Source organism: Aequorivita vladivostokensis (genome assembly GCF_000952855.1).
In the GTDB taxonomy this organism is placed as follows: Bacteria; Bacteroidota; Bacteroidia; order Flavobacteriales; family Flavobacteriaceae; genus Aequorivita; species Aequorivita vladivostokensis.
Map to the genome: position 1 here is coordinate 210,156 of NZ_JSVU01000002.1, position 25,118 is coordinate 235,273.

21 protein-coding genes and 1 pseudogene are annotated in these 25,118 nt (G+C 37.9%); all 22 read right to left on the reverse strand.

What is annotated here, in order from left to right; all coding sequences use genetic code 11:
* Positions 1–5: 5 nt before the first annotated feature.
* Positions 6–1,745, reverse strand: a complete 1,740-nt coding sequence (locus tag MB09_RS03665) for a hypothetical protein (RefSeq protein WP_131459808.1) — start codon at positions 1,743–1,745, stop codon at positions 6–8.
* A gap of 90 nt (positions 1,746–1,835) precedes the next feature.
* Complete coding sequence (locus MB09_RS03670; RefSeq protein ID WP_045079528.1) at positions 1,836–3,215, reverse strand: RNA-binding domain-containing protein; 1,380 nt, start codon at positions 3,213–3,215, stop codon at positions 1,836–1,838.
* A 124-nt stretch (positions 3,216–3,339) separates the two neighbouring features.
* Positions 3,340–4,239 carry a DUF4365 domain-containing protein gene (locus tag MB09_RS15400; RefSeq protein WP_052671281.1) on the reverse strand — a complete coding sequence of 300 codons (900 nt, stop codon included), beginning with the start codon at positions 4,237–4,239 and terminating at the stop codon, positions 3,340–3,342.
* Positions 4,240–4,746: 507 nt separating this feature from the next.
* Positions 4,747–5,521 (reverse strand): annotated as a pseudogene (locus tag MB09_RS03680) (M90 family metallopeptidase).
* A gap of 14 nt (positions 5,522–5,535) precedes the next feature.
* Positions 5,536–5,748, reverse strand: a complete 213-nt coding sequence (locus MB09_RS03685) for a heavy-metal-associated domain-containing protein (protein ID WP_045079529.1) — start codon at positions 5,746–5,748, stop codon at positions 5,536–5,538.
* 23 nt (positions 5,749–5,771) lie between these two features.
* Entirely contained in the window at positions 5,772–8,030 is a 2,259-nt protein-coding gene (locus tag MB09_RS03690) for a heavy metal translocating P-type ATPase (protein WP_045079530.1), read from the reverse strand.
* 575 nt (positions 8,031–8,605) lie between these two features.
* Positions 8,606–10,561 carry a heavy metal translocating P-type ATPase gene (locus MB09_RS03695; protein ID WP_045079531.1) on the reverse strand — a complete coding sequence of 652 codons (1,956 nt, stop codon included), beginning with the start codon at positions 10,559–10,561 and terminating at the stop codon, positions 8,606–8,608.
* Between the two features lie 32 nt (positions 10,562–10,593).
* On the reverse strand, positions 10,594–11,136 hold the full coding sequence (locus tag MB09_RS03700; protein WP_045079774.1) for a hypothetical protein: 543 nt from the start codon (positions 11,134–11,136) through the stop codon (positions 10,594–10,596).
* Positions 11,137–11,306: 170 nt separating this feature from the next.
* Positions 11,307–11,573: a hypothetical protein gene (locus tag MB09_RS03705; RefSeq protein WP_045079532.1), complete on the reverse strand. Its 267-nt coding sequence runs from the start codon at positions 11,571–11,573 to the stop codon at positions 11,307–11,309.
* Positions 11,574–11,597: 24 nt separating this feature from the next.
* Positions 11,598–11,957 carry a SpoIIAA family protein gene (locus tag MB09_RS03710; RefSeq protein WP_045079533.1) on the reverse strand — a complete coding sequence of 120 codons (360 nt, stop codon included), beginning with the start codon at positions 11,955–11,957 and terminating at the stop codon, positions 11,598–11,600.
* A 23-nt stretch (positions 11,958–11,980) separates the two neighbouring features.
* Complete coding sequence (locus MB09_RS16105; protein WP_165586669.1) at positions 11,981–12,157, reverse strand: hypothetical protein; 177 nt, start codon at positions 12,155–12,157, stop codon at positions 11,981–11,983.
* 10 nt (positions 12,158–12,167) lie between these two features.
* Positions 12,168–13,484 carry an APC family permease gene (locus tag MB09_RS03715; RefSeq protein ID WP_045079534.1) on the reverse strand — a complete coding sequence of 439 codons (1,317 nt, stop codon included), beginning with the start codon at positions 13,482–13,484 and terminating at the stop codon, positions 12,168–12,170.
* An 81-nt stretch (positions 13,485–13,565) separates the two neighbouring features.
* A complete protein-coding gene (locus MB09_RS03720; protein ID WP_045079535.1) occupies positions 13,566–14,003 on the reverse strand; it encodes a Fur family transcriptional regulator in 438 nt (145 codons plus the stop codon).
* A 50-nt stretch (positions 14,004–14,053) separates the two neighbouring features.
* A complete protein-coding gene (locus MB09_RS03725; protein ID WP_045079536.1) occupies positions 14,054–16,582 on the reverse strand; it encodes a heavy metal translocating P-type ATPase in 2,529 nt (842 codons plus the stop codon).
* Between the two features lie 6 nt (positions 16,583–16,588).
* Positions 16,589–16,939, reverse strand: a complete 351-nt coding sequence (locus tag MB09_RS03730; RefSeq protein ID WP_045079537.1) for a SpoIIAA family protein — start codon at positions 16,937–16,939, stop codon at positions 16,589–16,591.
* Positions 16,940–16,983: 44 nt separating this feature from the next.
* The gene (locus MB09_RS03735; protein WP_045079538.1) at positions 16,984–17,406 is read right to left on the reverse strand and encodes a Fur family transcriptional regulator; all 423 of its coding nucleotides are present in this window, start codon (positions 17,404–17,406) and stop codon (positions 16,984–16,986) included.
* A gap of 15 nt (positions 17,407–17,421) precedes the next feature.
* Positions 17,422–17,760 (reverse strand): P-II family nitrogen regulator, encoded by a 339-nt coding sequence (locus tag MB09_RS03740; protein WP_045079539.1) that lies wholly within the window; start codon positions 17,758–17,760, stop codon positions 17,422–17,424.
* 115 nt (positions 17,761–17,875) lie between these two features.
* A complete protein-coding gene (locus tag MB09_RS03745; protein ID WP_045079775.1) occupies positions 17,876–19,129 on the reverse strand; it encodes an efflux RND transporter periplasmic adaptor subunit in 1,254 nt (417 codons plus the stop codon).
* A 16-nt stretch (positions 19,130–19,145) separates the two neighbouring features.
* Positions 19,146–23,561 carry a CusA/CzcA family heavy metal efflux RND transporter gene (locus MB09_RS03750; protein ID WP_045079540.1) on the reverse strand — a complete coding sequence of 1,472 codons (4,416 nt, stop codon included), beginning with the start codon at positions 23,559–23,561 and terminating at the stop codon, positions 19,146–19,148.
* Between the two features lie 118 nt (positions 23,562–23,679).
* The gene (locus tag MB09_RS03755; RefSeq protein WP_240484801.1) at positions 23,680–24,075 is read right to left on the reverse strand and encodes a hypothetical protein; all 396 of its coding nucleotides are present in this window, start codon (positions 24,073–24,075) and stop codon (positions 23,680–23,682) included.
* A 59-nt stretch (positions 24,076–24,134) separates the two neighbouring features.
* Positions 24,135–24,341 (reverse strand): GDCCVxC domain-containing (seleno)protein, encoded by a 207-nt coding sequence (locus MB09_RS16350; RefSeq protein ID WP_084709024.1) that lies wholly within the window; start codon positions 24,339–24,341, stop codon positions 24,135–24,137.
* The gene (locus MB09_RS03760) at positions 24,341–24,907 is read right to left on the reverse strand and encodes a helix-turn-helix domain-containing protein (protein ID WP_045079541.1); all 567 of its coding nucleotides are present in this window, start codon (positions 24,905–24,907) and stop codon (positions 24,341–24,343) included. The genes MB09_RS16350 and MB09_RS03760 overlap by 1 nt, the downstream gene beginning before the upstream one ends.
* Positions 24,908–25,118: the final 211 nt, after the last annotated feature.

Consider the following 25,118-nt stretch of genomic DNA (forward strand, 5'->3'; position numbering starts at 1 on the left):
AAATTTTATTTTGTGACTACACTTATCATTTTCTCCAATAATTCTGTTGGTTTTGGCCTTCTAAATTTGTCGTCAATTTTGTTATCGAGGTAGTGGGCGAAAGAGGCATAGCTCTCACTAATAATATCGTCAACTTGTTGTTGGTTTTTGAAGCGGTGGTTTTTCAAATTTATATTCAAATACTTGGTATGGTATTCCAACAGACAATCTTCAAAAGAAAGTTTGCGGGTTTCAAAAAAGTGGCTGTTATAAATTAGAGTGTCCATATCTATAATGATAAGACTTCTTACATTTTCTACATTCAAACCTTCTTTATTTAAAATTGTGAGTGCATTTTTAAACCACCCATCAATTAGCTTATTCATTCCTGGCGTATTGAACATTCTGTAATGGACAATTAATATTGGATATATATGGGCTTTTTCAGAGGGTGCGTTTTTATCAAATGAAAGTGATTGGGTCAATATCTCTCTTATGGTGTCTTTAAGTTGCAACACTGCTTTAGCCTTGCCTTTTTCATTTTCTACAAAGGTTATTTTAAGCTTTTCCAATACTTCATAATAGTTGGTAGATTGCTTTATTTCCTTTCCTAAAAGAACATCCTTCGATTCAAACAAAAATATTCTTTTGCCATTGCGCACATAATAATCCGGTGCTCCTTCAAACTCTGCATCCAATTCCTTACCGGACTTTTGTATAAATCTATTACCAAATATCTTCTTAAGTGTTTGATTCAATAAATATTGTTCAGAAAATTCTAAATTTTTAATGCCATAAAGGTTTTTTAACTGTTGGTTTTCCGGAAGCGTGGCATTGATGTCCTTAAAACGAAAATACAAGCCTTTGTAAATCATTTCCACCACAAATAATGGATAGATAATTCTATATTTTCCTTCATCTATTTTATAGAGCGGATAACTTCGAGTTTTGGTAAAATCAAAATCGGTTAACCTTTCATCATCCAGTTTTATATGTTTCTCAATAAACAATGAGAGTTCTTCCTGCTTGTCAGCCTCCAGATGTATTTCAGTTTGAGCCTCTCTTTTTGCGGTTAGCACGGGAAAAACAATACCCAATAATTTATGAAGATACTTCTTGAAATTTGGGACATCATAATAATTATAAAATGCCTTGATTAGATGCTCGCTACCTTGAAATGATTCTAAAAACTCAAAGAAACTGTAGGCTTTCAAAAATTGACAGTAAAACACCTTATTTATTTGGTAGTCTGTAATATCGAAACTGTGCAGATTATTTCCTATGAAAAAATTCGTGAGATTGCCATTAATATCATATTCCTTAAAATTTTGTGCTAAATCCTTACCTCGTTCCGTAATTGTTTTTTGATTGAAAACAGTGTAGGCCTTGAAAAAATTGATTTCAATATCTAAAAATTCCTCTCTGCTATATTCCTTATTATCAAATTCGGCTGGATTATCGTAAACGTACTCAAAATAGGTAAGACTACTCATTGGATATAGGACTTCAAAACTTTCTATATCGAAATCATTTTCCCTTGCAAAAATTACCATCCGTTTATAAACACTATCTGCAAATTGAAAATTGGCTTCTGAAAAATATTCTGGCAAAAAGCCTGTAAGACCAGAAAATTTAGAACCGCTATTTTTAATTCCCAATAGAAAAGAACCCATTAACAATCGCATATCCTTGCCTAAATCCTTCAAATAATGGTCTATGGATTTTTGTTCTTCTTCAGGAAAGCAGACCTCGAAAGTTAATGGCATTTTAATTGTTACACCCATATTCTATAAAACATACCTTCATTTCTAACTTTTAATTTAACAATAGATTTTCTACCCACCTTTTCTACCCACTTAAGGAAGTATGTAATTAATTTTCCAATGGCCACCTTTTGCTCCACCCATTCTTTCAATAAGACCAATATCTTTTAGAGCATCAATATTATTATCAATGGCAGTAGGACTTAAGCCTATTATATCTTCAAGTTCTCTTTTAGAAACTTTATTATCTTTATGAATAGCTCTAATAATTCCAACTCTATTATCAGTAAGATTATCTACCCACTTATCTACCCACTTATCAAAATCAAAAGGTCTTCTAAATGTAACAGTAAATATACCTTCAGTATTAAATTCAGGTGGCGTTAAATCTTCTTCTACCATTAAATCCCTCATTCTACTGATACCAGAACCTACTTGTTCTACCATTCTAATTCTTTCAAATAGACCAAATATCAAAGGATTTCTACTTAAACTTCTTTTTCCAAATTCATTTTTAGGAATGCCACTAACAAGTCCGCCAGGATTTGAAACTTCAACTCTATCAGTAAAAACTTCAATGGAAATACGCGCACCTTTATCATAATAATCTCTATGTGCCAGCGCATTGATGATTGCTTCCTTAAACACTGTTTCGGGAATTTCCCAGAGTTCCTTACGTGGCTGTGAACCTACACCCTCAATATCATATCGAACATTAAGCTTTGTTTTAAGCCAAGCCATCGCTTGAAGGAATTGTTGATATAGCGTTCCTGCCATTGTCTTATCATCAACAATGTATCTTTTGTCAATACCATCCAAGGCAATACAACGAATTACTGCTTTTTCAAAAAACGTTTCGGGGTTTTTTGCGAAAAACAAAGCGGCACCATTTTTAAGATAACCTTCTTTTGTAATCAGTTTAAGATTTTGAAAAACCTGCTCATTGGAAATCGTGGAATTTAAACCTGCCAAATCCCTAAACTGAATAATATTGGCATCAGGAATATCTTGTACTATATCAATGGTTTTACAGGGTGCTTCATCGAAATATATTTTATCGGCCTGTTGAAAAAAATCCCTCATTTCCTCAACCGTTGTTAGTTTTTGGGAATTAGGGCCTTGGCGTACATAAATAGCACCCGAAAGTACATAAGGTTTGCTTTCGCCCGAAGGCACTTCAATTAGCACCAACTCTTTACCATCAACCTCTAACGGATAGATTTCACAATGTAATGCAGGTGTTATTTCGTTTATTGAATTTTGAAGTGCAGAGTGCTTTGCATTATTGAAAGTAATTCCTTGAATAACATTATTGTCATCCACACCTAATAAAATAGTGCCTCCTGCTGCATTGGCAAAGGCACAGATTTCTTCTGTGACCTCTTTGACCTTGTTTGGAATATTTCTCTTGAATTCCACATTATAGCCCTCTCCAGATGCAATCAAGGATTTTATTTCAACGGTGCTTAACATAACTATTGTGATAACTATGGATGATTCACAAAGCTATTGAAATTGTTTTGGTTATTTATTTTTAATTTTCTTTAGTACAGTATTTCAAGGTTAATTTAAATTACCAGATACTCTAATTAAAAAATCAATAGTGTGGCAGCTCGCCGTTATCTTTTATATTAGTAACGTAATTAAATAGGTTTAAATCGATGGTAATCCAATACTCTTTTTCAGCTTCAACTTTTTGTTTAAGACCCTTGATTATTTTTAAGGATAAATTTCTAAAATCTTCTACTACTTGAGCTAAATCGTGTTCATAGAGTTCGTAATAGTCATCTTTAAAAACCTGTTTGCTTTTTAATTTCAACTCTCTTAAAGACAGAATTGGATGCTCAATTAATAAATAATCAGCAATAAAAAAGTAATTTCGATGCATCGCTTCAAAAAAGATTAAATCCACAGATTCTATGGGCAAATGATAATCCCTGTAACTATGCTCATCTTGAAAATTATGATAATGTTCCAATGTTGATAAGAATGTTTTTATTTCATTTTCAAAGAGATTTCTTGAATCTTGAAAAGCATATCTCAATCTGAAAAGTGATGATCCCGCTTTTTTATCAAAAAAGTCCATATCTTTTGATATAGAATAATTAAAGGTCTTTTGCTTAGCGAAAGCAAAAAAATTCTTTTTTATGAAATTTTTGACTGAAATAAAATACATTTCTTTTTTTTCATTGTCCGTCACACAGAGAAATACTGGTACTGGAAAGTGATACCAATAATTACTTGTCGATATTTTTATATTGGAAATAGTCAATGTATTATCCAAATTCCAATTTATATTCTCTTTAGATTTGAGTTGTATTGATGCTAAATCTCCTGTTAATTGATTTTTCTCATTTACCAATTCTACATAACAGTCGATACCATAATCTCTTTCAGTAACGTCCCTAACTATCCAATTATCCGGAATGTGGTTTGCAAATATTTTGAACGATGTTGATTCAGAAATATGTTGAGGTACTCTTTGTGGTAATTGCATATATTTCTATTTATTATTTTTCTTCTTCCTTAAAAATTCTGGGTTCCATATTGAAATGCATAATAATAATTATTTTGGAAGCGGTGTTCAAAAATAAAATTAAATGCTTATTTAGAATATGCCTTTTAACTATTTTTCCTAAATCTTTCTCCGAAAACCAAATCAATGTTTTATCCTGTGGGAAAACATTAACAAAGTACAGGCATCCTCAAATTGGGGGTACGATGTATTTATTAATCGGTTGAAATTTTAATGTATCGCAGAATCCATATTATAAAGACAGGTACTCTTAAATAATTAACCTAGAGATAGTTGGCGTCGCATCAAGTTATGAGAGGTAAGAATTGAAATAATTGTTGGGTGGAGCATAAACTTGAGGTTTGCTGTTTTGCCTATCATCAATTACATAAAAGATTTAAAGTCAGTGGTAGGTTTACAATGTTATAAGAGTGTAATTAGGTTGTTCTTATTATAACATATAACATTCGTCGAAAGACCTAACATATTTCAACTGATTGGTTTTTGATTAAAACACTTCACTAACATTCTATAAAGTTCTGGATGTTTCTTTTTAAGCAAGTCTGGACGCTCAAAAAAATACTCTGAAGCTACCGCAAAGAATTCTGCTTGGGTTTGTACCACCATATTTTCGGATATCAGAATGATTGTCGTTTATGGCTTCCATTTCCTTATGGATTAAATTCAGCCAAGGTATTGCATATTGATGTTCTAATAATCGTTCTGGAACGCCATCCGTACTATCATCCAGCTTATCAATAAGGTGCACAAACTCGTGTATGCCCGTATTACTTTTATCGGTTGTATTTTTAAAACCGTGGTACAATGCTTTTTTAGATAAAATCATTTGCTTCTCAAAACGTCCGTTCCCTACTATTCCACCAATACTGCGTGAGTTATCCTTACTGCTAAATTGTATATCTTCATTAAAATTATCTGGATACAAGAGGATGCCACTTAAATTAGTGTAATGCCATTCTTTAAAACCAAAAACAGGAATTACCGCACTTGCTGCAATTAAAATTTTGTCTAATTCTTCCAATTCAAACTGTACTCCATCTATATAAACCTCACTTAAAAACTGCATCATTCTTTGTTGAAAAACAAGTTGCCTGCCTTTAGAAAGATTTTCATAATAAAGAACATTCTCCATTAATAATTTGTGCCAATGCTCTGGAAATGGCTTTACACTATGCCGTTTCGCTTTTCGATAAAAATGAATAGCAAACAGAAGAATTACAACCAAAATTAAAATATAAACCATATTATACCGAGGTATTAATCTACAGGTTCCGCTTTAAAGCCTACTTTTTGCAATGTAGCCTTTACATCTTCTTCTGAAGCACCATCGCTTTCTACTGTTAGAATTTTATCTGGGTTGGCGGTATCCACCTCCCAACTTTCTACACCTTCTTGCTTGTTTAAAAAAGGGGTCACTTTTGATACACAACCACCACAATTGATATTTGTTTTAAATTTTAAAGTTTTCATTGTATTTGAATTTATAATTAATATTAAAGTTTTACTCGTTTAAGCCTTAAACTATTTAGAACTACAGACACGCTACTGAAAGCCATTGCCATTCCTGCTATCATTGGGTCTAATAAGAACCCATTTACTGGATACAAAACGCCTGCTGCAATTGGAATACCAATGAGATTATAGATGAATGCCCAAAATAGATTCTGACGTATGCCCAACACAGTTCTTTTTGATAGTTCCAATGCTTTGGGAATGGATTGCAAATCTGACGTTATCAATGTCATCTTTGCAACATCCATTGCAATGTCCGAACCTTTTCCCATTGCGATGCTTACATTGGCCTGCGCCAAAGCGTGGGAATCGTTGATACCATCACCAACCATAGCCACTGTTTTTCCATCAGCTTGTAATTTCTCAACAAAAGCTGCTTTCTCCGAAGGCATTACTTCGCCTTGATAATTTGTTATTCCTACTTGTTTTGCGACAGCAGATGCGGTTTTATTATTATCTCCTGTAAGCATATAGACCTCAATGTCTCGTTCTTGAAGCGTTGCTATGGCCTTTTTTGAAGTTTCCTTAATCTCGTCTGCAATGGCGAGTATCGCCAGCACTTGCTTTTCATTACCAAAGAAAATAACTGTTTTCGCTTGCTCTTCGAGACTTTCTGCTGTTTGCATTAAGGAAGCGTCGATTTGAATATTTTTCTCAAGCATTAATTTATGGTTTCCAACATAGTATTGTGAACCATTTTCTGTTTGAGCTTTTACACCCATTCCTGTAATACTTTCAAAAAAAGCAATTTCAGCTTTTTCAATATTTTCATCTTTTAAGTGATGGACTACCGCTTCCGCCAAAGGATGTTCTGATTGTGCTTCTATTGCCAAAAGAATTTGTTTGTATTGATTTTGATTTTCAAGTTTATCCATCCAAAGTATATCAGTTACTAACGGTTTCCCTTCTGTAATTGTGCCTGTTTTGTCGAGAATGACCGCATTCACTTTATGACCGAGTTCTAAACTCTCGGCATCTTTTATAAGAATATTGTTTTCTGCACCTTTACCAATACCCACCATAATGGCAGTAGGTGTTGCCAAACCTAACGCACAAGGACAGGCTATAACCAATACTGCTACAGATGTCAACAAGGCTTGTGAAAATGCATTATCGCCTGCAGCCGACATCCAAACAATAAAGGTAATAACAGAAATCCCTAATACAATCGGAACAAATATTCCTGCGATTTTATCGACCAGTTTTTGCACAGGTGCTTTGCTTCCCTGTGCTTCCTGAACCATTTTTATGATTTGGGAAAGCAGGGTTTCGCCACCTACTTTTTCAGCAGTAAATTGAAAGCTACCTTTTTGATTTACAGTTCCTGCAAACACCTTTTCATCCTTTATCTTTTCTACGGGAACGGGTTCTCCTGTAATCATACTTTCGTCAACATAAGAACTTCCTTTAGATACCAATCCGTCAACAGGAATTTTCTCTCCGGGTTTTACAAGAATAGTTTGCCCTACCTGAACAGATGAAATGGGGATTTCAATTTCTTCGCCATTCTCAATAATCTTTAATGTTTTAGGTTGTAAGCCCATCAGTTTTTTGATGGCTGAAGAGGTATTGGATTTCGCTTTTTCTTCCAATAATTTTCCCAAGGAAATAAAGGTTATAATGACCGTAGCGGCTTCATAGTATACGTGAGGCTCAATACCACGACTCAACCAAAATTCAGGAAAGAGGGTGTTGAAAACACTGAAGAGAAAGGCAATACCTGTGCTCAAGGCGACCAAGGTATCCATATTCGCCTTGCCACGTTTGGCCTGTTTGAAAGCATTGATAAAAAAGCTACGACCGAACCAAAATAAAACTGGAACGGTCAACACCAACGATATCCATTTTCCGGGTTCCCAAGCCATAAAGAACATTCCCAGAATAAAAATGGGCAGCGTTAAAATGGCTGACCAAATAGTGCGATTTTTTATGTCTTGATAATGCTTTTGCTGTAGTTCTTGTTGTACTTCCGAAGGATTCTCCGCATCAATGATAATATCATAGCCAACTTCGCGAAGTGCATTTTGAAGCTGATTAGGACTCAACTCTTTGTCGTACTCTACAAGAACAGAACTGCTCGCAAAGTTTACGCTTGCATCAAATACACCGTCTGTGTGTTTTAACACAGATTCAACACTCGCTGCACACGATGCGCAGGTCATTCCTGTAACTGGGAATGATTCTTTTATTCCTTGCTTATGGTTTTTCTCTTTGGTTTCAAATATGTTAATTGTCTCCATAGTCCTATTCTAATTTGCACTCTGCAAATTTCAGGATTAAAAGACTTTAATGTATTATGTTATTTGCTGAATGATTTGTAGAATTTGCTGAATTCGGTTCATCTATTGCAAAAGCGTTGTATCTAAACAGATATAAAATACTTTAGGAACTGTAAGAACAGTACAAAGCAGATTAACAGGATAACAACGATTAGAATACCAATCCAAATTATTTTATCTTTTTTGGTAATGCTATTTTTTACAGACGGTACTTTAGTGTTTTTTTTATTTCGTCTATCTCGTCTATTTCGTCTATTTTCTAACATAGAATATCATTTTTGCTATGAACCAACCAACCAATCAACCACTTCCACTTCATCTGCTGTAACCCCAAAAATTATATTCTCGCAGTTAATCAATGCTTATGAATATTCCCTTTTAGCACAAAATAGTATAATAGGAATGCGGTTATTACCACAAAGATTATTGCAAGAATCCCATTGAACTTATCTTTTTTTTGTGATTTTGTTATTCGATGATTTACTAACCTTTTTATTTCTTTTATTTCTCTGTTTTTGATACATCGTTTTTGATTATTACCATTTCATCTTCTGTAATCTAACAGCATTTAAAATAGCCAACAAAGCCACTCCTACATCTGCAAACACAGCCTCCCACATTGTCGCCAGGCCTCCTGCACCCAAAACAAGTACCACAGCTTTTACTCCAAAAGCAAGCGCAATATTTTGATATACAATACGTCTGGTTGAACGACCAATTTTAATAGCTTTTGCAATTTTGCTCGGTTGGTCTGTTTGGATGATAACGTCTGCCGTTTCTATCGCTACATCACTTCCCAAGCCGCCCATTGCTATACCAACATCGCTTACTGCCAATACTGGGGCATCGTTGATGCCATCGCCAATGAAAGCTACTCTTCCGTCATTTCGGGACATCAATTTTTCGACTTCGTTCAATTTATCTTCTGGAAGCAATCCGCCTTTTGCGGTATCGATGCCCATTTCTTTTGCGACTTGTTGCGTAATGGAATCCTTATCGCCTGAAAGCATTATGATTTTGGAAATTCCTGATTCCCTAATTTGCTTAATGGCTTCGTGTGCATCATCCTTTAGCTCGTCTGCAATGATTACATAGCCTGCAAATTTGCCTTCAATGGAAACCATCACGATAGATTCTACAATGTTGTCGGTTTCAGATGGAACTTCGATATTGTTTGAAATCATCAATGGTTTATTCCCAACCAATACGGTTTTGCCGTTTACTGTTCCCTTTAAGCCTTTTCCTGCTACTTCACTTACTTCGGAAGCTTGAAAATCTTCGCCATCGGCTTTATAATCCATAATTGCTTTGGCAATGGGATGGGTAGATTGTTCTTCCATCGCCATTAGGTATTTCATAAATTCAGGTTCTTTCCAGCCAATGGCTTTTATTTCTTTGATTTTAAAAACACCTTTGGTTACAGTTCCTGTTTTGTCCATAACAACGGTATTAACCTTCGTCATTTCATCCAAATAAGATGCGCCTTTGAACAAAATCCCGTTTTTTGAAGCTGCTCCCAATCCACCAAAATAGCCCAACGGAATAGAGATAACCAAAGCACACGGACAGGAAATAACCAAGAAAATCAATGCTCTATACAACCAATCGCTAAAGACATAATCGTCCACAAAAAAGTAAGGTAGAAATGTCAAGGCAATTGCCAAGAATACCACGATAGGCGTATAGATTTTTGCAAACTTTCTAATGAACAATTCGGTCTTTGATTTCCGTGCGGTGGCGTTTTGCACCATATCCAAAATTCTTGTAATAGAACTATCCTTAAATTCTTTAGTAGTTTTTATTTCAATTACACCGTCCAAGTTTATGCTTCCAGCAAATACTTTTTCGCCTTTTGCAATGGTATCAGGTTTGCTTTCGCCCGTTAATGCTGCGGTATTGAACGAGCCTTTTTCGGACAATAAAATACCATCTAAAGGAATTTTTTCGCCCACACGTACTTGCACTTTTTCGCCAATAGCAACGGTTTCGGGATTTACAGAAACATAATTGTTGTCCCGATAAACCAAAGCTTCATTGGGTCTTACATCCAGTAATGCCTTGATGCTTCCTTTGGCTCTTTTAACCGCGGCACTTTGGAATAATTCGCCTACCGCATAAAACAACATTACTGCCACACCTTCCGGATATTCGCCAATGGCGAATGCACCTATGGTTGCGATGGACATCAATAGAAATTCGGTAAAGAAATCGCCATTTTTGATGCTGTTCCAACCTTCCTTTATCACAGGAAAACCTACAGGAAGGTATGCGACTGCATACCAGACGATACGTATCCAATCTTTAAAAAATGCTACGTCAAAATAATCCATCGCAATGCCAATAATCAGCATTACAAAGCTGAAAATTGCTGGTACATAAACTTTAAATTTCCCTATGCTTTCTGCGCTGCTTTGGTTGTGGGCATCATTGCGCTTGTGAGTATCTGAAGAAGTTTTATTCAAATCTCTTAAATTGACTTTCTTTTTTTTCATTAGTTTGATAATAATTTTATTTTAATTCACAGTTATTCCAATCTCAACACCAATTGCGCAAACTGCACTTCTATGGTATCATCGATACCCTCTATTAAGAAATCCAAACCAGTATTTGAAACCAATAATTGTCCGGTTGCACTTATCAAGCAGGACATACTTACTCCTTGTTCTATATGGGTAATGGTTGCTTTAAATTGTGATTTAAAGGATTTACCTTGATAAGTAACATCTATCAGCCAATTAAAGTTGATAGGGTCGTGCCGTTTTGATAAAAAATCCTGTGATGGAATAGTGCCCGTGAACCGAAGCATCAAAGGGGCTTCCTGCTGTTGTAAAATGGTATTGATTTCAGGAATATCTGTTGATAAAGTCTTAAGGTCGAGTACACCATTAACCACTTTGGAATCATAATCAAGATATAAGGCCAATTTATGGCTTTCTGCCTTGACGGGTTTAGAGTTAACCAAAGTCATCATCATAATATGACCTTCTTCAGTTGTATAAATTTTTTGGGCGTTTACTTTATAATAACTAACCAACAAGATTATTAAAATACAATGTTTAACATTCATAATATCCATCTTTAATTGTATAATTAAAAAAAAGCAGCTTCTACTTTTGCTTTTAATGCTATTAATCATTTTGCTTTAAGAAGCATCATAAAAGCTGCCTGCTATTAATTAAGTTTTCACTTAATTTATTTTAAATAAAAAATTTCACTCTTTCACATAACCACTTACCGCTATTTATTATCTATATCCTTTTCTCTTTTACCGAAATAATACATCAGAGCAACACTTGCACCTAATAGTCCAAACAGAATATTCTCGAAAATTTGATTCCCATTGATATTCACAATTTCAATGAAATTATTTATTAAATATAGCCACCAATTAATTTCATAATTCTGACTGCTAATCGTGAAAATTGTTATCCCCAAAGGTTGAAGGATAAAAACACCTATGGCAAACCCAATTAGTATGGTAATAAGAATATTCTTTTTATTCATCGTCTGTCTTTTACGGAAGTAAGCTTACTGGCTCTCAATCCAACTTTTGGCATCTTCCTTTTGGTCTATATTGAAATACTTAATTTCGGCGTTGGTAAAAGGCTTCATAAATTGGGTTATCCATTCTTGCCATTTTTTATCTCCTACCATTGCTATTTTTTCATAGTCTCTGGCGTGGGCCGTATCCATTTTGAGGTCTTCCCATAAACTAGGCAAGTCCCAACCCGTAAAATTGTCCATCTCAAAATACCAACGAACCTTCATCCCCTTGTCCAGTATAGCGTGGATAAGTGGATGGATTTTTTCGATGTCTTCTTTTCTCAATTTGCCCGAAGCTTTTGTTGCAACAATATTTTTTTCCTTTAACTCAATTATCTGTAACATTTTATATAGTTTTTAATTAATTATTATCCTTCTAAATCGTAAAACCATTCTTCAGCCATTACAATTGCTTTTTTGATGGCCTTTTCTTTTGAAAAGTCTTCCTTTTCGATTAATTCTTTCGCAATTTCAATTGCCTTTTTTCTTACCGATGGATTAAGGGTGTCAAGCTCTGCTCTAAATTCTTCAAATGTCCAGTCCATAAAAAATATATTAGTGGTTAAACAATTCCTTTTCCTTTTCGGGGTCTATATCTTTTTTTTCTCTTTTATCCAAAAAATAATCCAGCAAGATACCTACTACAATCGCTCCCACAAACGCGGCATAAACTTTCCAATCAAATTGTATGACCAAAGAGAGGCTTATGATTATCGCCAAAATTGGCAGTATCGGAACTTTCCCAACAGATAAAGGAACTTTAAAGGGCCTGTCTTTATCTGGTGCTCTGAAACGCAATACGATAAGGGCAATGTTCACGGCGACAAAGACGAGCAACGCACCCAATGACGACATTCCCGCTACGATTTTAATATCGCCCAATAGCATAAAACCCGCAACTGCCGCCATAACCACAATGGTAGTAACCCACGGCACTTTATGTGCATTGGTTTTGGTCATAAATTTCGGAAGTTCGCCCACGCTTGCCATTCCAAACAGCAGCCTGCTGATAGAGATAATACCGCTAAAGGCCGCATTGGCAGTAGCAAAAAGTGCTGCGACCGCCAATGTCACGGGCAACCAACTGTTGAGATTTGATGCCGCAAGTGAAAGTGGCGAATCTACTTTTGCCAGTTCTGACGGGTCGGCAATGTTAAGTACCGTAAAAGCTATGAGCAGATAGATAACGGTTGTAAAAACCATTGTCAGTAGAAAGGCACGAGGAATGGTCTTGCCAGGGTTTTTTACTTCAGAACCCAATGCAGCCATATGCTCAAAACCTGTATAGACAAAAAACAAGGTTGCGGTAGCCGCCAAAGTACCGGAAAAGGATTCAACTTTAAAAAATTCAGCCTTTGGCGGGCCAGTTTCTGCAAGCCCGACCACAATAAGAATGAACAATCCCAAAAGTTGTATGCTAACCATTATAATATTGGCAGTAGATGATTGCTTGATTCCCGTAATGCTTATCAATGAAAGAATTATCAATACGCCATAACTTATCAATAGGGAAGGCACACTAAAAAAAGTGTTGAAATAACCTGAAAAGGCCAGCAATACAGCGGCTATCGTGGCAGAACTGTGAAAGGCAATTGTCCAGCCAGTGAGAAAGGAAGGAATGTCAATTTTCGGAAACGCTTTGCGTACAAAAATGAATTCGGCACCTGCATTGGGATAGGTAGAGGATAACTCTGCATAAGACAATGCCGAAACGCTGGCAGCAATTGCAGCGAAAACAAAACTCAACCAAAGGTCGGTACCTGCTTGTCCAGCTGCTGCGCCTATGACAGTATATATTCCTGCACCCACGATAGTGCCTACTCCATAAAAGGTAAGGCGAATTGTTCCCAATGATTTTTTTAATTCTGCCATAATATTTTTTAAGTTAGAGAAGGTGGAAGAAACCTGAACCTGACCATTGGACCCAAGGGTTCAGAATTCTGAAACTTCCATCTAATATTTTTGCCTGCATTTTTCACATATTCCCTTTAATATCAGGTTCACATTTCTCACTTCATAATCGTCTGGCAAGCTTTCTTTCGATATCTTATTCGGTAAACAGATTGTTCTTCTGCAATCGGTACAATGAAAATGCAGATGTAAATCTATACCGTATTTATCTTTGGCGTTTTCATCAGAAATAGCATATTTTGCCACTCCGACCCCATCATTAATCTGATGAATCAGCCCTTTATCCTCGAAAATCTTGAGATTTCGATAAAATGTCGTTCTGTTTGCTGTTTTATTGGTTTCGCTCTTTTGAACAAAAGCCTTTTTCAAATCGGAAAAGGACACGGCACTTTGCTTCCTTTTCAGGAACTTGTATATCTTCAACCTCATTTGAGTAGGTCGAATACCGTGATTTAATAGTATCTTTTCCGTTTTAGTCATTGCAATATTAATTCAAAAGCAAACCCTTTTTTCAAAACATATATTTGATGCTATTTCTTATAAGCCAAAAGCCTTAACGCATTAAAAACCACAAGTAATGTTGAGCCTTCGTGGATGACCACTGCAATACCGATATTGGCCCAACCCATAATGGTCGATGGGATAAGCAATGCCACAATACCGAGGCTTACCCAAAGGTTTTGCTTGATAATTGCCTTTGCCTTCCTGCTCAAGCCTATGGCAAAGGGCAGGGTTTCCAATTTATCGGCCATTAGGGCAATGTCTGCAGTTTCCAAGGCCACATCACTGCCCGCTGCACCCATTGCGATACCTACTGTGCTGTTTGCCATTGCAGGGGCATCGTTCACACCGTCGCCTACCATTGCGACTTTGGATTCCTGTTCTTTTAATTTTTTAATGGCATCTACCTTTTCCTCTGGCAACAGGCTTCCCCAGGCATCGGTCAACCCAATTTCTTTAGCAACGGCATCGGCAACCTTTTGATTATCCCCGGTTAGCATTATCATCCGCTTGATACCGATTTCCTTTAATTTTTTCAGTGTTTCCTTGGCCGCTTCCCGTGGGGTGTCCATCAGGGCGATGATACCTATATATTCTTTGTTCCTTCTTATGAGCATCGTAGTATTTCCACCACCTTCAAGTTCTTTTACTTTATTCGATATATCTTCGGATGGTTTTGCTTCATCGAGGTCTTCGTACAAGTCAAGGTTTCCAATATAGATTTTATCCTTGCCCGAAGAAGCTTTGATACCTTTTCCGAGAACTGCTTCCAAATCTGACGCATCGATAATATCAGTACCTTTCAGACGCTCTTTCCCATCCCTTACGACGGCTTTGGCCAAAGGGTGGTCGCTCAAGTTTTCAACGGCAACGGCTATCTTTAACAGTTCATTTTCTTCAATATCCCCCAATGGTACTACTTCGGTAAGTTTGGGCTTGCCTTCGGTAAGCGTGCCTGTTTTATCAAAAGCCAAAGCGGTTATGACCCCTAAATCCTCAAGTGGTCGCCCACCTTTGATGAGCACGCCGCCACGTGCTGCCCTTGCCACACCGCTCAATACGGCACTTGGTGTTGAAATGGCCAGTGCACAGGGACTTGCAGCTACCAATACCGCCATTGCACGATAAAAGCTGGCACTAAACGGTTCGTCAATGACCAGAAAGGCAAAGAGTAGGATACCAACCAGTATCAGTACGGATGGCACAAAGTATTTTTCGAACTTATCGGTCAGCAGTTGCGTGGGGGACTTCTGGGTCTGTGCCTCGTTGACCAATTTGACCAGTCGGGACAGGGTAGAGTCTTTGGCTTCTTTGATTACCTTTATTTCCAGCGTGTTATTACCGTTGATAGTTCCGGCAAATACCCGATTTTCATCCTTGATATCATCGTCTGCCGAATAGTCCCTGCCTGTATCTTCCACGGGAAGTTTATCCACGGGTACACTTTCCCCAGTAATAGGGGCCTGGTTTACACTGCTTTTTCCGTTGACCACGACGCCATCTGCGGATATTTTACTATTGGGCTTGACCACTATAATATCGCCAATACTCAATTGCTCAATTCCAACTTCTTCGGTCTTGCCATCTTTTTTAAGCAATGCTGTTTTTGGTGCAAGGTCTGCAAGCGCAGCAATGCTTTTTCTTGCTTTGTTCATTGCGTAATGTTCCAAGGCGTGCCCAAGGCTAAATAAAAACAACAACAGTGCACCTTCTGCCCATTCTCCCAGAATGGCGGCACCAATGGCAGCGACCAGCATTAAAAAATCAATTTCAAAACCACCCTTGGCCACAGTTTGAACCGCTTCCTTGGCCGTAAAGAAACCACCGAAAAAGTACGCGCCAATGTACAAAGTAAGACTGACCCAATCCGGGATGGATTCCACATAAGAAAGCCCGAAACCTATCCCGAGAAGTGCCCCACAGATAATGGAAAAAATAAGCTCCGTATTTTTACCGAAAACCCCACCGTGGGCGTGCTCTTCTCCTTCCTCGTGGGTCTCGCCCTCCTTGTGCTCGTGGCCCTCTGTGGAAGTTTGCTCTTTAGTATCTTCCTTCTTTGAACGTTCCTGTTTTTTTTTGGATGCTTCGGTGTAATTATTTTCGTTTGAAGAACTCCGCTGAACCTGAAGGTCTTCCTTTTCAATCTGTTTACTTATTTCATCAAAATTTGTTTGCTTTTTATCAAACTCAAGGCGAACCATTCCAGAGGCCGAAACGGAAGCCTCCAAAACCCCATTGATTGCCAAAAGGCTTTTCTCTATGGAACGTGCCTGTCTTGTATGTCTGATTCCTTTTACCTTAATGAGCAAATGCCCATATTTTTCGGTAATCTCGGCACCTGTCTGTTCTGCGAGGGATTGAATGCGGTCGATGGAAATGATATCGGGGTCATAATGAAAACAGAGCTGTGGCGTGGCATCTTCTTTTATATCTGCAACGTGCACTTTTTCGATGCCCTCTTTAGCCTGTAATTCTTTTATAAGCCGTTCAACACAAGTATCTTTTTCGTTAGGAACTTGCGGAAGGATTACCGGGATTTTTAGCTGTAGTTTTTTCATTTTTTACTATTTTTTTATCCATTCTTTGGCATCGTCTTTTTCTTCTGGCTTATAAAATTTTATATGAGCTTCTGAAAAAGGAAGCAATGCCTCGGTAAATTGCTCCTGCCATTTAACGCTACCCACTAAAGCAACACGCTTTAAATGCGTTTCATTCGGAAGATTTAATTCAATGCCCTTCCAATATGCGTTTGCCGTCCAGCCTTCAAAATTATGCATTTCGATGTACCAAGAAACTTCCTGATATGCAGTTATATGTTCTATTAAGACCGGTATCAAGTTTTCATAATCCTTGGCATCCAGCTTATTCTCTGCCACCATATATACAGTAGCCTCTTTTTTATAGATTGATATCATTGCTCATTATTTATAAATGATAATTGAATTTAAAAACCAAAAGTTTAATCCAGATTGTCGCTGCATTTTTCGCAAATGCCCTTTACCACCAGGTTAATGTCCTCGGTAATGTAGCCATCAGGCAAGCTGATATGCGGGATTTTATGCTCTGTTAAACAGACCGTTTCATTACAGTTGTTGCAATGAAAGTGCAAATGAAGGTCGTTGCCGACCTCGCACTCACAATTCTCTTCGCAAAGGGCGTATTTTATAACACCTGTCCCATCCTCAATTTGATGCACAATACCTTTTTCTTCAAACGCTTTCATAGTCCTAAATAGGGTGCTTCTTTCACTGACCTTAAAATCCTTTTCCAAATCGCCAAGACTGATGGCTACCTTTAATTCCACCAAACGTTTATAAGTCATTAGGCGCATAGCCGTAGGTCGTATCCCTTTGCTTTCCAGTAGTTGGACTATTTTTTCCATTTGCAACAAAGTGTTTTATAGGTCGTACCGTTTTAAGGAATCTCCAGTTTTAATCTGAAAGGCATCTTCAATATTTGCTATATAAATAATACCATCTCCAGGCCCGTCGGTTTTGGCGTTGGCTATAATTGTTTCAATGGCCGCTTGGGCTTCCTCATTTTGGCAGACCAGTTCCAACTTAACCACTGGACTATCTGTCACGTGAAAATCCAGCGACGGTCTTGCACCTTTTGACTTGAATGCGCCAGTGCCTTCTGCTTGTGAAAGGGTCATACTTTCAAATCCATTATCTGATAGTGCTTCAATGACTCTTTGGATTCGGTTCGGTTTTATAAATGCTTTTATTTCCTTCATATTATTAATTTTTTAAATTTTTAATCGATTTTGAACCGAGCCTATTTTCTAATTTTTAACTAACTAATTAAGACGATAAACAAACTCGGAATCAAAATCTTTGATTATTATTGAATTAATGTCCGTGTTCCAGTTCGCCTTTAACCATTTCCGAAGAGAGGTTATAAGCTCCGTTTATGACAACTTTGGCGTCCTTTGAAACTTCGGCAGGAAGATTGACTTCAACAAAGCCCAAATCAGTTAGTCCAACCGTTACGGGTACCATTTTAAATTTCATTTTGTTCGCTTCCATTTCTTCATCTTCATCCAAAATAAAAATAAAGGATTGCTCGCCTTCTTTTATAATGGCAGCTTCCGGTACGGCAAAACCTTTTTTCTCGCCCTGCACTATGCGTCCTTCCACGTACATACCCGGCAACAGGTTTTTATCCTTGTTCTCAATATCTGCCAAAACTTCCAATGCTTTTGGGTCAGTATTGAAGGTTTTGCCAACAGACCTAACGGTTGCCTTAAGCAGTTCATCTGGACGAGAAGCCGTTGAAAAATATATCTGTTGCCCTTTCTTGATTTGCTTTATGTCCTTCTCATATACTTTAAAGTTTACATAAATCTTTGAATTATCGCTTATTGAGAACATTTTGGATTGTTGTGCCACATAATCGCCCAGACTAATCATTACTTCATCCACATAGCCACTTATGGGTGTGGTAATGGGAACTGCGGAATATATTTGGCCTTCAGCCACCTTGTCCGGGTTGATGCCCAACAATCTCAATTGGGACCGCAAACCATTGACACTGGATGTTGTGGAACGAAATTTTGACTGTGCCATCTGAAATTCCTTGCCAGAAGAAACACCTTTGTCATAAAGGATCTGCTTGCGCTCAAAATCCTGTTTCAAAAAGACCAGTTCGTCATTTTTTTCCTGATAATCCTGTTGCATTGCAATGATATCTGGATGCTCAATATACGCAAGCACCTGTCCTTTGCTTACATTATCTCCTGGCACAACTTTTATGGAACTCACATTTCCACCAACAAACGGACTGATGTTCGCCTTGTCCTGTGGGTAAAGTTCCAGCGTTCCTGTTACCTTAATGTTGTTCCCTAAATTTCGTTCCTCCAGAGGTTTCATTTCCAAACCGATGGTTTCGGCCTGTTGCTTTGTAAGTTCTACAACGCCTTCTTCCTCACTATGGCCTCCTTCTTCTTCGTCGTGACCTTCTTCGCCGTGTGCATCTTCGCCAGCAGCTTCGGTTTTTGATACGCCTTCAGCTTCGTTATGCCCAAGTTCAGATTTTTGGCCATCGTTACAACTCATAAACATAAGTGCAAATAATACGGTACTTACTAATAGTATATTCTTCATTTTTCTTCTTTTTATATTATAGATTACCCAACTGATATTGTACCTCAATAGATTGTTGGTTGTATTGATTGATGTATTCCAAATGTGTTTGCTTTATCCTGATGGCACTGTTAAGGATGGTTATATAGTTCACATAATCTATTTCGCCTTCCTTGGATGCCAGTTCTGCGGTTGTTATTTGTTCTTCCGCCAAAAGCAATGCGCCTTCTTCATAATACTGCAATATTTTCCGTGTTTTTTCAAGGGATTTGAACAATTGCGACACCCTACTTTCAGTGGTTGCCTTTTGCTCCAAATATTGATTCTCTGCGACCATTGCATCTGCCTTGGCTGCCTTTACCCTTGATTTCTGCGGAAAGAACCACAACGGAATACTGATTCCTGCCTGATAGGTATTGAATCCCGAAACATCATCCACAACTTGCCGTCCGAACGATAAATTAAATTTCGGTAGGAATTGGGATTTTTCAACGCCCACATTTGCTTTACTTACTTCGGCGTTCTGCAACGCATATTGCAACATTGGGTTGTTTGCCACCGAGGTTGAATCCAACGTTGCCATAAAATCCAATGGCTCGTAAAAACCATCAACTGTTTCGATGGTTTCATCCGTTCCCAAATATTGTTTTAAGGCATGTTTGGCAATTTCAATATCGTCATAGGCTTGTTGCCTTAACACTTGAATCTGTTGAAATTCGGAAGAGGCTGAAATAAATTCCAGCTTACCTGTTTCTCCAGTGTCATAACGAAGTTGGGCAGCGGTCTTGAAATTGGCATAAATACTGTCCAATTGGTCTGCAAAACGCAACTGTGCCTTGTAATAATTAATTTGGTCATAGGCTTGCATCACATTGCGTACCAACTGTTGCTCACTCGCTACGTAAAACTTCTCTCCCAAAACAATACGCTCTTTATAAAACTTGGATTTTGAAAATCCCGAAAGCAAGTCAATGTTGCCCTGTTGCACACCAATGGTTGTCTGTACCCCGGGAAGATTATTTCCATATTCTTCCTTTCCCGTGAAAACTTGGGTGCTACCAAGGTCAAAACTGGTGCCTTTCATAGCCTTTTCCCTTTCAATAAACGCTTCACTTTCCTTAAGCGATGGATAATTCTGTTTTGCCAAAGCGATGGCCTCATCTACGGTCAAGGTTTTAGGAATTGTGCCATCTTGATTGGTGTCTTGGGCCACCGCAGTTCCGGAAGCCATCAAACCACCCACCATCAACAATACGGTTACAATGTTCGTGGATTTGTTGATATAGCTTACACCTCCATCAGTATTGTTTCGTTCCTTTCTTGATTCCAACCAATAATACAATACCGGAAGGACTACAAGGGTTAAAAACGTGGCCGTAAGCAATCCACCAATCACTACTGTTGCCAATGGTCGCTGTACCTCGGCACCTCCCGAGGTAGAAATCGCCATTGGGATAAAGCCCATAATGGCCGCCGTTGCGGTTAGCAAAATTGGTCGTAACCGTTCGTGTGTTGCTTCGTATATTCGTTTCTTTAAGTCTGTCATTCCACTTTCTTTTAATTCGTTGAATTTGTTTATCAGTACCAAACCGTTCAATACCGCAACTCCAAAGAGCACGATAAATCCGACTCCTGCTGAAATACTAAAGGGCATTCCCCGTATCCAAAGCGCAAACACGCCACCAATGGCCGCCAGAGGCACTGCCATATAAATCATTACCGACTGCGAGAACGAGCTCAATGCAAAATAGAGCAATATGAATATCAGAAAAAGTGCAATAGGTACTACAATCATCAATCGGTCTGACGCACGTTGCAGGTTTTCAAACGAACCTCCGTAGGTTACAAAATAACCTGGTGGCAGTTTCACTTCCGTTTCCAGTTTTTGCTGAATTTCCTCGACCATCGATTTTACATCTCGCCCACGAACATTGACTCCTACCGAAATACGACGCGAGGTATTGTCCCTTGAAATCTGCATTGGACCGGGTTTGTAACTGATGTCCGCTACTTCCTTTAACGGTACTTGGGCACCATTTGGTAAATCGATATATAGATTTTTAAGGCTGTTGATGTCCTGTCTGAAGTCCTTCGCCAAACGAATGACCACATCAAAGCGTTTTTCGCCCTCAAAAATCACACCTGCCGCTTCTCCTGAAAAGGCGGCACTTACATAATCATTCAGCTTGTCAACGGTTACACCGTACTGTGCCATTTTTGCACGATTGTATTCCACGGTCATTTGTGGCAAACCACTCGTAGCTTCCACATTGAGGTCGGCCGCTCCGGGAACGCTTCTAATGACCGCTGCGATTTCCTGAACCTTGTCTGCCAATACGCCCAAATCTTCTCCATACAATTTAATGGCCACGTCCTCGCGAACACCCGTAAGCAGTTCGTTAAAACGAAGTTCCACAGGTTGCGTAAACACGAAATTTACACCGGGAACAACTGAAATTTTTTCCTGTATTTTTTCTATAAGTTCTTCTTTGCTATCTGCGGAAGTCCATTTGCTCTTATCCTTTTCAAGAATGATATAGCTATCTGCAATATCCATAGGCATTGGGTCTGTCGGTATTTCGGCCACACCAATCCTTGAAACTACCGTTTTTACTTCTGGAAATTCATTGATTAAATTCTGAAGTTTTTTTGAAGCCTCAATGGATTCTGTAAGACTACTCCCTGGTTTTATCAAGGCCTGAAATGCAATATCGCCCTCATCAAATTTAGGTATGAATTCGCCACCCATATTGCTGAAAATAAATCCTGCAATCAATAGCAGCCCAACCGCACCAATAATGACACCAGCCCTAAAGCGAAGTGCGAAATTGAGCAAGGGCACATACGCCCTGTTCAACCCTGACATTATTTTATCACTGAACCTGTCAATCCTGTTTTCAAATTTGGCGAACCAACTGTTCTGATTTCTGGCAGGTTTTAGGAACATTGACGAAATCATTGGTACATACGTAAGGCACAGGATAATCGCTCCCAAAACCGCAAATCCGAAAGTAAATGCCATTGGACGGAACATTTTTCCTTCTACACCAGTTAAAAAGAGAATCGGTGTAAATACGATAAGGATAATAAGCTGACCGAAAAAAGCCGAATTCATCATCGTGCTTGCCGATTCATAGGCTATTTCATCCATTTCTGGCTGGCCAATGGCGGTTGTGGTTTTCTTCATCCGTTGATGGATGTGAAATACCATTCCCTCCACAATAATAACTGCGCCATCCACGATGATACCAAAATCGATTGCCCCCAAGGACATTAAATTTGCCCACACCCCAAATTGTTTCATCAAGATAAATGCAAACAGTAATGATAAAGGGATTACCGAAGCTGTAATTAATCCACCACGGAAACTTCCCAAAAGCAAGACCAAAACGAAAATCACAATCAATGAACCTTCAATAAGGTTTTTTTCAACGGTGCTTGTGGTCCTTCCGATAAGTTCACTTCTACTTAAAAACGTATCTATGTAAACGCCTTCCGGCAGGGATTTTTGTATTTCTGCAATGCGCTTCTCCACATTTTCGACCACGTTACCAGGGCTTTCTCCTTTCAGCATCAGTATTTGTCCCCCAACAGTTTCGTGTCCATCTTGGGTAAACGCACCATAGCGCACTTGATTCCCATAGCCCACTTTTTCAGCGACATCGCGCACTAAAACAGGGCTTCCGTTTTGTGTGGTTACAACGGTGTTTTCCAAATCTTCAAGGCTACGCGCCAAACCTTCGCCACGAATGAAATTTGCTTGGTGGTTTTTTTCAATATAAGCACCACCAGTATTGGCATTGTTTACTTTCAGGGCTTCAAAAACCTGATTCATTGTAATGCCAAAACTTTTTAATTTATCAGGATTTATGGCAACTTCATATTGTTTCACATAGCCTCCAAAAGCATTGACCTCGACCACTCCTGGAACTAATGCCATTTGGCGTTTTACAATCCAATCTTGAATAGTACGAAGCTCCATTGCATCGTATTTATCTTCGTAGCCCTCTTTTAGTTTTAGGGTGTATTGGTAAATTTCGCCCAGACCTGTAGTTATTGGTGCCATAAATGGCGTACCAAAGCCTTCAGGAATTTCTCCAGCAACTTCGGTTAATTTCTCTTGCACCAATTGCCGGGGAAGATAAGTGCCTGCCTCGTCCTTAAAAACAATGGTAACTACAGACAACCCAAAACGAGACACCGAACGCAGTTCGATAACATCAGGAAGATTTGCCATTGCCAATTCTACCGGATAGGTTACAAATTGCTCAATATCTTCAGTACCTAAATTTGGGGCAACTGTAATAACCTGTACTTGGTTGTTGGTAATATCGGGTACAGAACCCAGATTTATAGTGGCCATAGACCAAATGCCCGTACCTACAAGTGCCACTATAAAGAGCCCAATAATAAACTTGTTATTAATGGAAAATGAAATGATTTTGTTAATCATAAAAAAAGTATTAATTCAGTTTAAACATCGCAATGCAAAGAGATGCAAAGCGTTTATGATGCGACACTTACTTTGAAAAGCATCACGATAGGATATAACTATCCTTTAAAAAACTGAATTATACTTTAGGGGGTTGGAAAAGCGATTCCAGATATCTCGAAGTGAAGTTTACTTTATGTAAGTTAAATTGTTCTTTCCCTTCAAACCTTAATTGATTAGTTAAAGCTAAATTGTTGTTCTCAATCATTAACACTAAAGGGTGGCAACATTGCTGATGGGAATGGATTGGTGTATTCTCCTTATCTGGGTTATGATGATGCTCTTCATTTTTTGCATCATTGTCAACGTAATCTTCAACTACATATTCAAGGAAAGAGTCGCCATAAACTTTATGGTCTTGATAATGTGTTATAATATTTGAGATTTCTTTAATTGGGCCACAAAAGTCCATATCAATGCTAATTCCTTGAAAAAAGGATAGAAACGACATTGATATGGAAAAGAATATTTTCATAAAGTTTTACAAATATACAAATTAATAGATGCACAGGTTGTGCAAAGATTATTCAGATGTTAGCAACAATATTTATTTTCTTGAATTGGTGGACAAGGAACTGTTCCATAAGAACAAAACACACAACAATCTCCATCATAAGGCTTCAAGACTGTTTTACAATTCTCACACTCGTAAAAGAATTGACAAGCGTTTGTTGGCATCTCTTCTACTTTTTTGTGTCCGCAGTTTGGACAGGTAATCTCTGATTTTAATTGAATTTTCATCAAATCTCATCTAATGACTTACGGTTTTTATTAGTACTTTTTTTAAATTCCGAAGGGGTCATTCCTGTTAGCTTTTTAAACTGATTGCTTAAATAAGCGACGCTACTGTAATTCATTCTGAAGGCTATTTCACTCAAGGTTAATTCATCATAAACTATTAGTTCCTTGACACGTTCAATTTTTTGGTTGATGATAAATTGCTCAAAAGTGATACTTTCTACGGACGAGAAGAGTGCACTTAAATATTTATAATCAAGATGTATGTTGTCGCTTACATAATCTGCCCATTTAATGTTCAGTTCGCTGGATGAGTGATGAATTTTATCTACAACCAATGTTTTCATTTGTTCAATAAGTTGGCTTTTACGGTCGTCAATCAAACTAAATCCTGAATTTTGAAGCACTTTGGAAAGACCACTTTTGGTCTTGGCATTTAATGAAGAGACTAATTTAACCTCTCCCAATTTGATAGAAACATACGGTATTTCAAGTTGTTCCAAAATATTGGATACTGCCGAGATGCATTTTGGGCAAACCATATTTTTAATATGGATAGTCTCATTCATATAATACTTGTTTCAAAATAATGTTAATCCAGATTTGTATAGAGAATAATAAACAGCAGCTATTGCTGCAACAACAAAAATCAATACTATTACAACGAAAGCTATAATTTTATCTTTTTTTGAAATATCACTTTTAGGTTGATGTTCCTTCCTTTCATTTTTTCTTCTATTTCTTCTGCTTTCACTCATTATCGTTCGCCGTGATAAAACC

What these genes read in the sequence shown, in the direction of transcription:
- MB09_RS03725 (WP_045079536.1), bottom strand. Translation starts at nt 16,582, where the DNA reads ATGAAAAAACTACAGCTAAAAATCCCGGTAATCCTTCCGCAAGTTCCT.
- MB09_RS03695 (WP_045079531.1), bottom strand. Translation starts at nt 10,561, where the DNA reads ATGAAAAAAAAGAAAGTCAATTTAAGAGATTTGAATAAAACTTCTTCA.
- MB09_RS03670 (WP_045079528.1), bottom strand. Translation starts at nt 3,215, where the DNA reads ATGTTAAGCACCGTTGAAATAAAATCCTTGATTGCATCTGGAGAGGGC.
- MB09_RS03730 (WP_045079537.1), bottom strand. Translation starts at nt 16,939, where the DNA reads ATGATATCAATCTATAAAAAAGAGGCTACTGTATATATGGTGGCAGAG.
- MB09_RS03690 (WP_045079530.1), bottom strand. Translation starts at nt 8,030, where the DNA reads ATGGAGACAATTAACATATTTGAAACCAAAGAGAAAAACCATAAGCAA.
- MB09_RS03755 (WP_240484801.1), bottom strand. Translation starts at nt 24,075, where the DNA reads ATGAAAATATTCTTTTCCATATCAATGTCGTTTCTATCCTTTTTTCAA.
- MB09_RS03665 (WP_131459808.1), bottom strand. Translation starts at nt 1,745, where the DNA reads ATGCCATTAACTTTCGAGGTCTGCTTTCCTGAAGAAGAACAAAAATCC.
- MB09_RS03760 (WP_045079541.1), bottom strand. Translation starts at nt 24,907, where the DNA reads ATGAATGAGACTATCCATATTAAAAATATGGTTTGCCCAAAATGCATC.
- MB09_RS03705 (WP_045079532.1), bottom strand. Translation starts at nt 11,573, where the DNA reads ATGAATAAAAAGAATATTCTTATTACCATACTAATTGGGTTTGCCATA.
- MB09_RS03700 (WP_045079774.1), bottom strand. Translation starts at nt 11,136, where the DNA reads ATGAATGTTAAACATTGTATTTTAATAATCTTGTTGGTTAGTTATTAT.
- MB09_RS03735 (WP_045079538.1), bottom strand. Translation starts at nt 17,406, where the DNA reads ATGGAAAAAATAGTCCAACTACTGGAAAGCAAAGGGATACGACCTACG.
- MB09_RS03710 (WP_045079533.1), bottom strand. Translation starts at nt 11,957, where the DNA reads ATGTTACAGATAATTGAGTTAAAGGAAAAAAATATTGTTGCAACAAAA.
- MB09_RS03750 (WP_045079540.1), bottom strand. Translation starts at nt 23,561, where the DNA reads ATGATTAACAAAATCATTTCATTTTCCATTAATAACAAGTTTATTATT.
- MB09_RS16105 (WP_165586669.1), bottom strand. Translation starts at nt 12,157, where the DNA reads ATGGACTGGACATTTGAAGAATTTAGAGCAGAGCTTGACACCCTTAAT.
- MB09_RS03740 (WP_045079539.1), bottom strand. Translation starts at nt 17,760, where the DNA reads ATGAAGGAAATAAAAGCATTTATAAAACCGAACCGAATCCAAAGAGTC.
- MB09_RS03720 (WP_045079535.1), bottom strand. Translation starts at nt 14,003, where the DNA reads ATGACTAAAACGGAAAAGATACTATTAAATCACGGTATTCGACCTACT.
- MB09_RS03745 (WP_045079775.1), bottom strand. Translation starts at nt 19,129, where the DNA reads ATGAAGAATATACTATTAGTAAGTACCGTATTATTTGCACTTATGTTT.
- MB09_RS16350 (WP_084709024.1), bottom strand. Translation starts at nt 24,341, where the DNA reads ATGAAAATTCAATTAAAATCAGAGATTACCTGTCCAAACTGCGGACAC.
- MB09_RS15400 (WP_052671281.1), bottom strand. Translation starts at nt 4,239, where the DNA reads ATGCAATTACCACAAAGAGTACCTCAACATATTTCTGAATCAACATCG.
- MB09_RS03685 (WP_045079529.1), bottom strand. Translation starts at nt 5,748, where the DNA reads ATGAAAACTTTAAAATTTAAAACAAATATCAATTGTGGTGGTTGTGTA.
- MB09_RS03715 (WP_045079534.1), bottom strand. Translation starts at nt 13,484, where the DNA reads ATGGCAGAATTAAAAAAATCATTGGGAACAATTCGCCTTACCTTTTAT.